The sequence below is a fragment of the Nostoc sp. UHCC 0251 genome (genome assembly GCF_034932245.1).
Classification (GTDB): domain Bacteria; phylum Cyanobacteriota; class Cyanobacteriia; order Cyanobacteriales; family Nostocaceae; genus Nostoc.
In genome coordinates, this window is sequence record NZ_JAYGHD010000030.1 from 24,475 (window position 1) to 36,574 (window position 12,100).

10 protein-coding genes are annotated in these 12,100 nt (G+C 40.8%); 4 read left to right on the top strand and 6 right to left on the bottom strand.

What is annotated here, in order from left to right:
• Nucleotides 1–205: 205 nt before the first annotated feature.
• Nucleotides 206–1,288 (top strand): glycosyltransferase family 4 protein, encoded by a 1,083-nt coding sequence (locus VB740_RS06305; protein ID WP_323199196.1) that lies wholly within the window; start codon nt 206–208, stop codon nt 1,286–1,288.
• An 84-nt stretch (nt 1,289–1,372) separates the two neighbouring features.
• Here the strand turns inward: VB740_RS06305 and VB740_RS06310 are convergent, their stop codons facing one another.
• Nucleotides 1,373–3,004 (bottom strand): DUF655 domain-containing protein, encoded by a 1,632-nt coding sequence (locus VB740_RS06310; RefSeq protein ID WP_323199197.1) that lies wholly within the window; start codon nt 3,002–3,004, stop codon nt 1,373–1,375.
• 214 nt (nt 3,005–3,218) lie between these two features.
• On the opposite strand from VB740_RS06310, the gene VB740_RS06315 reads away from it, so the two are divergent.
• Both VB740_RS06315 and VB740_RS06320 read left to right on the top strand, forming a co-directional pair.
• Complete coding sequence (locus tag VB740_RS06315; protein WP_323199198.1) at nt 3,219–4,388, top strand: cysteine desulfurase family protein; 1,170 nt, start codon at nt 3,219–3,221, stop codon at nt 4,386–4,388.
• Nucleotides 4,389–4,538: 150 nt separating this feature from the next.
• On the top strand, nt 4,539–5,603 hold the full coding sequence (locus tag VB740_RS06320) for a DNA methyltransferase (protein ID WP_323199199.1): 1,065 nt from the start codon (nt 4,539–4,541) through the stop codon (nt 5,601–5,603).
• On the opposite strand, the gene VB740_RS06325 is transcribed toward VB740_RS06320, so the two are convergent.
• Together VB740_RS06325 and VB740_RS06330 are read right to left on the bottom strand one after the other, a co-directional pair.
• Nucleotides 5,593–6,507, bottom strand: coding sequence for a hypothetical protein (locus VB740_RS06325; protein WP_323199200.1), 915 nt, complete (start codon nt 6,505–6,507; stop codon nt 5,593–5,595). The genes VB740_RS06320 and VB740_RS06325 overlap by 11 nt on opposite strands.
• On the bottom strand, nt 6,504–6,767 hold the full coding sequence (locus VB740_RS06330; RefSeq protein ID WP_323199201.1) for a helix-turn-helix transcriptional regulator: 264 nt from the start codon (nt 6,765–6,767) through the stop codon (nt 6,504–6,506). Before VB740_RS06330 ends, VB740_RS06325 begins: the two co-directional genes overlap by 4 nt.
• A 462-nt stretch (nt 6,768–7,229) precedes the next feature.
• On the opposite strand from VB740_RS06330, the gene VB740_RS06335 reads away from it, so the two are divergent.
• Complete coding sequence (locus VB740_RS06335) at nt 7,230–7,964, top strand: DUF1995 family protein (protein WP_323199202.1); 735 nt, start codon at nt 7,230–7,232, stop codon at nt 7,962–7,964.
• A 46-nt stretch (nt 7,965–8,010) separates the two neighbouring features.
• On the opposite strand, the gene VB740_RS06340 is transcribed toward VB740_RS06335, so the two are convergent.
• The 3 genes from VB740_RS06340 to VB740_RS06350 all read right to left on the bottom strand — a co-directional run bounded on the left by VB740_RS06340 (nt 8,011) and on the right by VB740_RS06350 (nt 11,853).
• On the bottom strand, nt 8,011–8,346 hold the full coding sequence (locus tag VB740_RS06340) for a XisI protein (RefSeq protein WP_323199203.1): 336 nt from the start codon (nt 8,344–8,346) through the stop codon (nt 8,011–8,013).
• Nucleotides 8,334–8,753, bottom strand: a complete 420-nt coding sequence (locus VB740_RS06345; RefSeq protein ID WP_323199204.1) for a XisH family protein — start codon at nt 8,751–8,753, stop codon at nt 8,334–8,336. Before VB740_RS06345 ends, VB740_RS06340 begins: the two co-directional genes overlap by 13 nt.
• 82 nt (nt 8,754–8,835) lie before the next feature.
• Nucleotides 8,836–11,853 carry a zinc-dependent metalloprotease gene (locus VB740_RS06350; protein WP_323199205.1) on the bottom strand — a complete coding sequence of 1,006 codons (3,018 nt, stop codon included), beginning with the start codon at nt 11,851–11,853 and terminating at the stop codon, nt 8,836–8,838.
• Between the last annotated feature and the right edge of the window lie 247 nt (nt 11,854–12,100).

Consider the following 12,100-nt stretch of genomic DNA (forward strand, 5'->3'; position numbering starts at 1 on the left):
TAATCTGTTTACCTCTTTAGGAGTGGGTAATTTCCGTACTAAGATAGACGAAAAATATAAAAGAAAGAGCATAAGATTTGGAGAACATTGTTTAAGACGTTTAGTATCTGAAGTTACTTTCTGATGCCAGTGATTCAATTACAAGCACTACAACAGCAGAAAGTAAAAACTTTTAATTCAAGTTTTATTTGTTAGGAGGTTTGTGATGCGAATAGCTCAAGTAGCTCCATTATGGGAAAGAGTTCCGCCTCCAGCTTATGGTGGCATAGAACTAGTAGTGGGGTTACTGACCGATGAATTAGTTCGGCGCGGACACGAAGTAACTTTATTTGCATCGGGAGATTCTATCAGTCTGGCAAAATTAGTGTCAGTTCATCCCCGTGCCCTTAGACTTGATAGCACTATTAAAGATTACAGCGTTTACGAAATGCTGAATCTAGCTTCGGTTTATGAACGCGCAGAAGAGTTTGACATTATTCACTCCCATATAGGGTGTGGGGCATTGTCCTACGCTAATCTTGTCACAACCCCTACGGTTCATACGTTGCACGGGATTTTTACTCCTGATAACGAAAAGATGTTTAGTTTTGGTAAAAAACAACCCTACGTTAGTATTTCCGATTCACAACGAGAACCAAGGTTAGGGTTGAACTGTATAGCAACGGTCTACAACGGAATTGATGTCAGCAGTTATAATTTTCATGCCCAACCAGAAGATCCGCCCTACCTAGCGTTTTTGGGCCGCATGTCTCCTGAGAAGGGAGCGCATTTAGCAATAGAAATTGCAAAACAAGCTGGTTGGCATTTGAAGATGGCAGGTAAGGTGGATGTCGTTGATGTGGAATACTTTGAGAAAGAAATCAAACCGCATATTGGTAAGCAAATTGAGTATCTGGGTGAAGCTAACCATACTCAAAAAAATGCCCTTATGGGAGGCGCAGTTGCAACTTTGTTCCCCATAACTTGGCGGGAACCCTTTGGATTAGTGATGGTGGAGTCAATGGCTTCTGGTACGCCAGTGATTGCGATAAACTTGGGATCTGCTGAGGAGGTAATTTCTCACGGTAAGACGGGTTTCCTCTGCAATAATACTCAAGAATGCATCAGTGCGATTGATCGGGTGATAGAGTTAGACCGCTATACTTGTCGTCAGTATGTTGAAGACCTTTTCAGCGTTAAACATATGACTGATGGCTATGAGGGGGTTTATCAACAAATTCTAGCAAAGCGATTTTCTCAGAATGGACGTTCCCGCAGTTTGGTTGGTTTAGCTAGCGATCGCATTTAAATATCGCATTTGTGTAAACTTACATTTTTTTAACTAAATAGAATATAAACCATATTAAGGGCGCATATTTGTAGATATGCGCCCTTACCAAATCAGGCGGTCAGCCCATTTTTCCAATGTCTTCGCTTTAACTCCGGGAACTCTTTCTAAGTCTTGTAAAGATGTAAATTTCTGCTGTTGACGGCTAATAATTATCCGTTGTGCTAACTTCTTACCTACGCCGGGAAGAGTTTCTAATTCTTCCAGACTTGCAGTGTTGATATTTATTTTTTTAATTGCTTGTAGTTCACTTGATGAAGAAGTTTTTATTTGGGGACACTGTGTTTGTTCTAATTTAATTTTTTCTTGAATTGCTGGTGGTAAGCCGGGTTTAACTTTAGCGTAAAGCCGAGCAAATTCTCGCACATAATGGGCAGCAACTATGGGACTTTTAATTACTAAAAGCGTCTCATCGTTACCATGATTAGCAGCATCTGACCAATTATGAGAACCTGTAATTACTGTTTGACTATCAATAACACCAAATTTATGATGCAATAGATCGCCTTTGGCTAATACAGGTACGCCTACAGTAGTAATTGGATTTGACCAGGGAAGATTATCAACTTCATATTTGCATTTATTACTGAGAGCGACCCCCATCATATCCAATGCTTCACTATAGGGACGATAGGCAAATTGTGGTTCAATTAAAGCGCGAATCTGCACACTTTGTTGATGGCGTTTTTCTAAAATATTCGCAATCTGCTGATCGGAAAACACAAATAACGCCAAATCGGTAGATTTAGAGGCTGTTTCTAAAGTTTTGCCAATTAAACCATTACTGCTGTTACCCCAAGGCTGAGTTGGAGAAGTAGGCGAAAATTGCACAGTAATTTGGGTGTTACCTAAAGTTATTTGTTTAGGTAAACGCATCGGCTTTTGCAAACCAAATCGGCTATCTAGCTTACCTCCTGGGCCATCTCCCCACATGATGTTAAATTCTTCTGTAAATAAAGATGCTAATTCTGGACTGTCAATCTGCAAGAAGTTATTGGCATTGCCTAAACTGCTAGAATTTGTAAAATCACCAGAGGTATCACTTAAAGTAAAATTGGCTGAAGTTGTAATTACGATGCGATTATCCACAACCACAAATTTGTGGTGCATCAAACTGCTACCCGCCGAACCATCTGCTCGATCGTCTATCCAGGGAATTTTGGAATTTTCCAAAATTATCAAAGCATCTCTTTGATTTATTTCCCCTGGACTAAGTTGATTATCTTGGTTAATATCAATAAATTTGCGAAATTCATTGTAGCGTTCCTGCTCCCTTTTCTCTAACTTACCTACTTCAGCAGATGTTAAGCTACTCCAAGGTCGGCTATAGGTATTTTCTAAAATTAGCCTGACTTTTACTCCAGCTTTTTGTCTATCAACCAGTGCTTGAGCAACTTTAGGTAAACGTAATTCTTGCACCGCCACATCTACTGTAGATTTAGCTTGCACAATAGCATCGATAATCTGTTTTTCTAAATCATCCCCAAGGCGAGTTTGCTGACGGTAAGATTCTTTGTATTCTGAAGACTCAGAATGGTTAAAGTAAACTTGAACTAAGGGGTCTTGTGGTAAAGGTGCTGGACGATGATTGAAAGACTGGACTCGTTGACAAGCAGCAAGGGGAAATATCAGTAAAAAGATATATGAAAAAAATCTTTGTCTAGAGATAAATTGCACTGTAATCTGTTAAAAGTGGATTGGGAGTGGACATATTTATCATTCCCAAAATTTTGTCTTCTGAATTAAGTAGAGAAATAGCTTTCCAAGTAAAGGGAAAAATCCACTGCAAAAAGCATTACAGAAATTTTTTCCGGATTTATCCACTTAATCCGTATATGCTGGCAAGATCAGCAGCCTACTACCAACGTGTGTTCTCACCATTATCGGTTATATGCAAATTTATTTAGATTACAGCGCCACTACTCCTACTCGAAAAGAAGCGATCGCAGTTATGCAAACAGTCCTCACTCAACAGTGGGGCAATCCTTCCAGCTTACATGAGTGGGGACAACGCGCTGCAACGGTTGTAGAAGAAGCCAGAGTCCAAGTTGCTGGATTAATTAATGCTGCTGATCCAACATCAATAATCTTTACATCTGGTGGTACTGAGGCAAATAATCTCGCAATTATGGGTGTGGCTCGGTTGTATACCGTACCTCAACATATAATTATCTCTAGCATCGAGCATTCCGCAATTTCTGAGACAGTAAAGTTGCTAGAAATGTGGGGTTGGGAAGTTACGCGCCTATGTGTAGATATTAAAGGCAGAGTTAACCCCTTAGATTTAAAGGCAGCATTGCGACATAACACAGTCTTAGTTTCCATAATTTACGGACAAAGTGAAGTTGGAACTGTGCAACCGATCGCAGAATTGGGTAAGATTGTGCGATCGCATGGTGCTTTGTTCCATACAGATGCGGTACAAGCTGCGGGACGCTTACCTATAAATGTGCAACAACTCCCAGTAGACTTACTTAGCCTCTCTAGTCATAAACTATATGGGCCGCAAGGTGTAGGGGCGTTGTATGTGCGTCCTGGTGTACAATTGATGCCCTTACTGGGTGGTGGTGGACAAGAAATGGGACTGCGTTCTGGTACGCAAGCAGTACCGATAATTGCCGGTTTTGGTGTAGCAGCAGAATTAGCAGCGCAAGAATTGGCTACAGAAACACCACGGTTAATTGAGTTACGCGATCGCGCCTTTGCCCAATTAGCTGAGATTCCTGGTTTAATTGCAACAGGGGATAGCTGCGATCGTTTACCTCACCATGTAAGTATGTGCTTAGAAAACGCCGATGGCGAAAAACTCAGTGGTAAAACCTTGGTACGACAGCTAAACCTTGCTGGCATCGGCATCAGTGCTGGTGCTGCCTGTCACAGTGGTAAACTTAGCCCTAGTCCGATATTGTTAGCGATGGGTTATTCCGAAAAAGCCGCCTTGGGTGGCATTCGCATCACATTGGGGCGTGATACGACGGAAGCTGATATAGATTGGACGGTAATGGTGTTGAAGCAGGTTTTGCAAAGGCTGACACCGGATTTATCTTTAGTTAAGCGTTGAATTAAACATCATAAATTACGTACCTGCGAAATAGGAAATATTACATGTTGAGCGTGTTTGTGGTTAATTCTAGTATCTATCACCAAGTAAATATCCCAAGATAGGATAAAATTAGAGGTACTCAAGTTTCAGAGCCACATAAACCAATAAATGAGTCTATCTAACCCAGAACCGAGTTCTCTCAAGACTTTAAAACGCAAGGCTACCAGTACAGTTGGTCGTGGAAAAGTAGTCAACCTCAACACCAACTTAAATTTTTCTGCGTGGAATGATGAAAGCGTTGCTCTATATCTGGGTGATAGTCTCGAACATTACAACAATTGGGAACAGCCTACAGTCATCGTTTCAGATGGAGCTTACGGTGTTCTTGGTTTTGAAGGAGACACTTCAGGTCATATTGATTTACCTAATTGGTATGAACCTCATATTGAAGCATGGTCAAAAGCAGCCATACCATGCACAACACTCTGGTTTTGGAATTCAGAAATTGGCTGGGCTGTTGTGCATCCAGTTTTAGAAAAGCACGGTTGGCGTTATGTTAATTGTAATATTTGGAACAAAGGAAAAGGTCATATAGCAGGGAATGTTAATACAGAAAAAATTCGTAGATTCCCTGTAGTTACAGAAGTGTGTGTTCAATATGTAAGAGAAGTTAAAGCCAACGAACTTACGTTGAAAGAATGGTTATTAAAAGAGTGGAAACGTTCTGGATTACGACTACGACTCGCAAACGATGCTTGTGGTGTAGCTAATGCCGCAACTAGGAAGTATTTTGATCAAGGGCACTTATGGTATTTCCCTCCTCCAGAGATGTTTGAGAGGTTAGTGAACTATGCAAATGAGCATGGTAATCCAGAAGGAAGACCATATTTTGCTTTGAATGGAAACCAATCTTTAACAGGGCAAGAATGGAGTAAGATGCGCTCCAAGTTCAGATGTCCTCATGGTTTTACAAATGTTTGGGATCGCCAAGCTCTACGGGGCGATGAGAGAGTTAAGACTCTTTCTGGAAAAGCAGTACACCTTAATCAGAAGCCCCTCGATTTGATGAGCATTATTGTTGAAGCATCAAGTGATAAAAACGATGTTATCTGGGAACCTTTTGGAGGACTATTTAGTGCATCTCTAGCAGCACAGAAATTGAGGCGAAAAGCTTACTCTTGCGAAATTGATCCAGATTATTTTTATTATGGAGTGCAAAGATTTAATCAATAAGTTCATCAATACTCTTTTCTCTAATCTCTAGATAATCTTGTAGAGATTTCTTGATGCTGTCTACTCGACGGCTTGATAGCAGCCTATTCCATTGACCAACTGTAATACTAGAAACTTCAATGTTATAGACACGTTGCTTAAATTTTTCAATACCTGGATGCATGATTCTGTCCATTTTTGCAAAGTTAGTGTCCAGTCTGTATTTGTACCGGATAAGTAGTTCACGCAGAAGGTGCTGATATTCTCTAGTTGGTTTATAGATTTTTCCTTCAACACCCCATGAATCAACTATCTTTTGAGCTTCTAACAACTTTTCAACAGAACCTTGAAATTTATAACCGCTAGTGTTTGTCTGCTGTAAATTTGCTGTTCTTTGAGTTGTATCTTCTGGCTCCAAAACAAGATAATCTGGCGGATTATGATAATGAGTATCTCTAGCTAAAGCTACCGACAAACCAGATACAACGCATACATCAAGAATACGAGGCTTACCATAGATAATTTTCTCAGGCAACCATGCCAGCATAGCAACATAGGTTTGATCATACTTAAAGTGATTTTGACTATCTTTAAAACGTGCTGTTATTTCTGTTGCTAATGGAAACCATGCTTTAATTTCTAATCCTGGTGTTGGTTGAATTCCCACAAAAATAGTATCTGGAAAGCCTGGATCTTGCCTCTGCCACTTTCCAAATTCAAAAAATTCATTTTGTTTATTCAAAAATTCAATTGTGTTAAATTCAATTAAATTTCCGAGTAAGGGTGAAAGCTTTGAGATAACTTTAGCCAAGTTTACTGCTGCGTCTACAGTTACAGGCTTAGATATATCTAAAACGTCAAAAGTATGACCCGATAAATTATCTAAATATTGAGATGCAAGCCTGATTACATCCTGTGTATTCATAACTGCTCCTCAGAAGATGCTTCAGATATTGCTTGTTCAACTTTTTTGAGAATATCGCAAGGATCTACGCCGATTACGCGAGTAACTAACAGAAACTCAATTACATCTAACCGCCGTTCACCGGTTTCATATTTAGCTACGAAAGATTGTGGCTTTTTCAAGGATTTAGCAAGCGTATCTTGAGTCAGTTTTGCCTCCTTACGAGCCGCAATCATACAACGACGGAATATTTCATAGTCCTGGCTGAGAATAAATTTCATTGTGCCTTGGCTTTAGCACTATGTATATGTTAAACACAATAAACCTATTTTCGGATAATCCCAAAATAGGATACAAGTATCCTACCTCTAGAAATTATCGAATTCAATCAAGCATCTGCAACAATTTACGGCAGCATCAGAAGCGATCTCGAAAGTAGAGGACTTATTATTGGTGCAATGGATATGCTTATTGCTTCTCATGCGCTGAGTTTAGGAGTTACCCTCGTTACCAAATAATGTGCGAGAGTTTTCCCGCATTCCTACGCTTCTATTAGAAAACTGGGCTGAGTAGCTGTGTATAAGCGATGTCTGACGAAAAGCGACGTTGAGCCTTTCGCTATTGTCACATTCCTTAGCAGAACTGCTATATCAACCTTTGCCCATTGGTTTTGTGCTGGTGTTCACGAAAATCAGAGCCAATACTGAAACAATGGGAGTAATGCTAAACCCACATAATAAACCATGAGTGAACTTCCAAATAGTCTTGAAGATGCGATCGCCCAATCTCGTGTAGCCGTCCAAGCTGCCCTTGCAGATGGTTGTACTCGCATACAAGTTGAGTTCCTGTTCCCAGAACTCAAGTTTATGCCGGTGGCGGAACAATTTCTGCCACTGTTTACAGAATATGGTTCCCGTTTGAAGATTTTCTTTGCTGACGCTGGTGCTGCGGCCTTAGCCCGCCGCGATTGGGTTGATGCACCATTTCAAATTTTGGATATTGGTACGGGAAGGGCGGCTTCTTTGCAGACAAAAATTCAGCCAGAGGATGAAATTTTCTTATTCATCGCGCCTACTTCTGTAGAAGTACCGCAGTTGGAAAAGCTATGTCAAGAAATAGGCGATCGCCCTTTAGTTTTGTTAAATCCCCGCCTAGAAGATGCTGGAACTGTGGGCATTGGTTATACAGCTAGAAAAATCCGCGATCGCTTTATCAGTACCATTGAATCCGCCTATTACCTCCGTCCTGTAGATGATGAAACTGCCCTATATCGCTGCTATCCCGGACAGTGGGAAGTTTGGTTGGAAACCGAGGGCGAATATCAAAGAATTGCCGAATTACCCACAAAACCATCAGGTGATGAGTTGGATCTCATCCTTTTAAAAGGACAACCGCAAACAACAACAGATGCGACACCTGCGAGAAAGCCCAGTGTATTTAAGAGTTTACAACGGTTCTTAAAGGCGTTGAGTAGTTAGGATAATGCAGAGGTAGCAGGAGGTAACTTGATCACCTGCTGCCTCATTAGCCCACAGCATAATCAGTATACTGCCGGATGTAAGGTGGGTGAAATCCAACGACAATATCGTGTTTTGGTACTCCCATTGCCATCAATTGTTCACCTACATCCTCTTCTGTACCATTCCACTGAATCCAAATCTTGCCGTTTTTGATATCAAAATGCATCACAGGGCCAAAAACCCTGCGTCTATTTTGCCAGCCAATATATATCAATTGGTAATGGTCTTGTTCTATGTCAAAAATTGTTTGAGCTTCAATTTCATTATTAGACGAGGCACGTTGAGCATATTCAGTAAGTAATTGACGAATACACTCTCGATATTTATTTAAATCTGCCATCGGATAATTTCCTCCGTTTCCACATCATAAACTATCAGATTAATTTGACTGCGCTGGATAATAGTTTTAATAAATGGTTTATTCAAAAAATCGTTATAAGTATTTAAAGGAACTGCTAAATACAAAACTCGCTCAGAACCTATTTCTTCTAACGCGTATCGATAATTAATAAACTGTCCTACCGCAGTATGAAACTCAGAAATAGTTGAAGTGCCAATAAAACTTTTAACTTCAACCGCAATTATTTGTCCCTCTCTTTCTGCCGCAATAATTCTTTCTGCCCCCAAATCAATGTACATATCGGTAATATTTTCTATACGAATTAGCAAAGGGTCATGAGTAATTCGCCACCCGTCCTTTTGTAATGCTGATTTCACAACATTGTGAAATTTATCTCTAGCTGACATAAACTGTTTTCTCAGCGTGTATGAGCATTCTAAATATATTTTTTGCCAAAGAGACGCGATTAATCGCGTCTCTACAACTTTTTTAATTCGCTTCCAACGACGCATTCAACACTTTCTCGATGCGATCGCGTGTTTCTAGTATGTGCGCTTTGGTGTATTCATCCTCAGAATTAACCCCCTTGAGTTTCTCATCCAGTTGCTTGAGTTTATACCAAGCTAAAGTACGAGCATCTTCTGGAACATATTCTTTTCGCAACACCATACCAGTCAAAATATCCAGGTATTGCCGCTGCAAGCCTCGCCGCAAACTAGCAATCTTCATTGGTTGACCTTTTGGTTTGATTACCTCTGTCCAGATACCTGATTGCAAGGTGTCAAATAATTCTGGTAGAGTCAGTGCATTTTCTGGCTTAGTTTTGAGTTCAATATCCTTGAGGCGAGAGAGGCGATCGCCTGAGAGTAAATCCCGCAACACAGAACCTTGCATGAACAGCACCAAGTCATGAATTGGAAAGTCCAAACGACCAACTTGCGGAGAACTACCCCAATGTCGCCAACGGGAAGGTGCTAATTTATTCAGTAATTCTGGTGAAAAGCTCAGGGCATCTTCTGCAAATATATATTTTTGCAGCGTTTCTAAAGCTTGCCGTTGTTCTTCAACTGGTACCGGTTCAAATGGTAATCGCTTTTGGCTAACTCCAGAAGGTGTCTCGCTGGGATGAATGCGAGAGAAAGACTGTCCCCCGATGTATTTTGTGGTGTAATATATTTGCTGAAAATAGTTACCCAATACTGTACTAAAACGTTCGCTCACATCGCTGTAACTATCACCAGCCATTGGGAAACGCTTATCAAGACGTTCCCACATCACCCGCGAATTATTTAATTGCCACTGTGAATAAAGCAGCACATTGCCGCTGTTATCCCAAGCATCGGCTGTGGGGTCAAGGTCATACACATCTTCATCTGTAGAATAACTCAACTCTGGCTTATAGGATTGTCCGGCAATTTCCTCTAAAATTGGCTTTTCCGCTATGGGAGTTGATGTCTGAATTGGGATGTAGCCATATTTTATCGCCCATTCATCATAAGGCCCCACCATAGTGGGAAAATAATCTCCCTGCTTTGTACCTTGAGGAGCAATATTTGGGGGAATATAATCCATAACTGAAGTTGTCAGACCTTTAGTTTTGGTAATTTCCGTATTATTCATCTCCTGTGGTGATAGCAGTGTACTACCACGGAAGTTATGGCGCAAACCAAGAGTATGCCCAACTTCGTGAGCGATGATTAAACGTAAATATTGATGGATATATTCTTTCATCTGGTCAGGAGTGGCCATGGTCTCTGGCAGCAATGACATTGCCAGTGAACCAACGGCAAACTGATTAGCAGCTTCCATCCCGTAGCATAAATCGTACTCGCTTGCCATTTTAGATAAACGGTTTAATAACCCTTGTTTCTTTGGCATCTGCTGGGGGACACCGTTATTTTTTGCATCTAAACCATTGGCGCAAAGTAGACGATTTTGCATCAAAGCTGATAGAGTAGTGCGATTTTCTGTTTGGCTAGGTTGGACGATTTTGCGATACTCGCTCTTGAGTACCCGCACAAAGCTAGCATCTACGAGAATATCTGCATCCAAAATTTCCCCAGTCAATGGGTTAACGCGAGATGGTCCCATTGCAAAATAACCATCGACTGTGTTGATCCAGCGAATCGTGTTGTAACGAATATCTGCTGGGTCCCATGTGGCGTCATCTGGCATTTGACGGGCTTCAATTGCATCCTTGAATCCAGCTTTGAGAAAAGCTTTGTTCCACATTAAGACGCCTTCTTTGATGGCATCGCGGTACTCTAAAGGCACAGCGTTATCAATCCAGAACACAATCGGCTTTTTGGGTGGAGAAATTGCTGCTTTCGGGTCTTGTTTTTCCAAATTCCAGCGATTGATGTAACGGACAAAAGAATCGCCGCGATCGTCTTTGGATAAATCTTGGTAGGCGGTGATGAAATAGCCGATGCGCTCGTCAGCAAGGCGCGGGCGATAATTTTTATCGGGTAGTTGGGAGAGACTATAGTGGACACGCAGGGTATAGCCACGGTTATCAGCTAGCGACGCAAAGCTTGCCACTTCACTGTCACCACCACTGCTACTAGAGAAATTTAAAACTGACTCAATTTCTAAGTTTTGAGGAAAAGCTTTAGCAGTACCAAAATAAGATTGGTCTGTGGTTGCTGGCACTCCTAAACTTGCAGATAATCCACCTAAGTCTGTGAGTAGCAAATCTCCTAAGTCGATGAGAAGAGTTTTGCGTTCTGGATGAATGCTTTTAAGGGAAATGCTATAGAGAACAGAATCACTAAAAGACCGGGCTAGCGATCGCGCCTGGGGATCTCCATCACGAGTGCGAAAATTAACATTGCGGATGACAAAGTTTATTTTATCATCTACTCGCTGGAAATAAAACAAAAAATCTTGCAAAGGCATACCGCTGTAAATACCTCGTTCGCCAATGCCCGATTCCAGGGTTGCTGTAGCTAGGTAATTCTTATTGAGTTGTTCTGGCTTAATTTCTAAATAAATTTTATTCTTTTCTTTATTACGATAAAGAGTGAACAATCCTCCTGACTTTTGGGTGTCTTTGATTACTTCATCAAACGCTTCTAAATCATCCTTTGCCGTTGATGTTGGTGTTTTTTTCGGCTTAGGTTTTTCTGCGGGTTTTGCAACTTGTAAAAATGGTTGTTGTCCTGCTTTTTTAGGATCTTCCACTACCCAAATAAACGGTTTAGGCTGTGCGTGTTTATTTTGATTAACCACCCAAACTTGCCCTGAAGGTAGCCTCTGCTTCTGAGAAATATTAATATTATTTAGCGATAATGCTGAGGTTTTAGTTGAAGAAGTTTCTATCTTTAACTGACTATTGGATTTCTCTTTGCTTCTAGCTGTTACTACGGTTTCTACAACCCGCGCAGCTTTACCGTTGGCTGACAACTCTGTATCAATGTCAACAGACGGTGACTTGGCGCTAGCCGTTGCTACTCCTAAAAATAAACCATGTAACAAAATCATATAAAAAGTTAATCTGTTCTTCATACCATGTATCCCCGATAACTATTTCGTCATTATTTTTAACTTTTGCAAAGCTATGTAGCCTGCTTTTTGCCGATTCTTTAAACTGCTTTATATAAAGCAGCAAACTTTAGACTTTAATTCTAGTTGACATTTTTCAGGGTTGTTACCCTGTTGTACAGTTGAATTTTCCCTAACAATTGCAACTCTCACAAATATTCAGAGGGTGTAGGGGATAGGGGGTAGGGTGTAGGGAACCCACGTTTAAAAA

Coding starts and splice junctions, on each gene's coding strand:
- VB740_RS06305 (WP_323199196.1), top strand. CDS start 206: ATGCGAATAGCTCAAGTAGCTCCATTATGGGAAAGAGTTCCGCCTCCA.
- VB740_RS06315 (WP_323199198.1), top strand. CDS start 3,219: ATGCAAATTTATTTAGATTACAGCGCCACTACTCCTACTCGAAAAGAA.
- VB740_RS06320 (WP_323199199.1), top strand. CDS start 4,539: ATGAGTCTATCTAACCCAGAACCGAGTTCTCTCAAGACTTTAAAACGC.
- VB740_RS06325 (WP_323199200.1), bottom strand. CDS start 6,507: ATGAATACACAGGATGTAATCAGGCTTGCATCTCAATATTTAGATAAT.
- VB740_RS06330 (WP_323199201.1), bottom strand. CDS start 6,767: ATGAAATTTATTCTCAGCCAGGACTATGAAATATTCCGTCGTTGTATG.
- VB740_RS06335 (WP_323199202.1), top strand. CDS start 7,230: ATGAGTGAACTTCCAAATAGTCTTGAAGATGCGATCGCCCAATCTCGT.
- VB740_RS06340 (WP_323199203.1), bottom strand. CDS start 8,346: ATGGCAGATTTAAATAAATATCGAGAGTGTATTCGTCAATTACTTACT.
- VB740_RS06345 (WP_323199204.1), bottom strand. CDS start 8,753: ATGTCAGCTAGAGATAAATTTCACAATGTTGTGAAATCAGCATTACAA.
- VB740_RS06350 (WP_323199205.1), bottom strand. CDS start 11,853: ATGAAGAACAGATTAACTTTTTATATGATTTTGTTACATGGTTTATTT.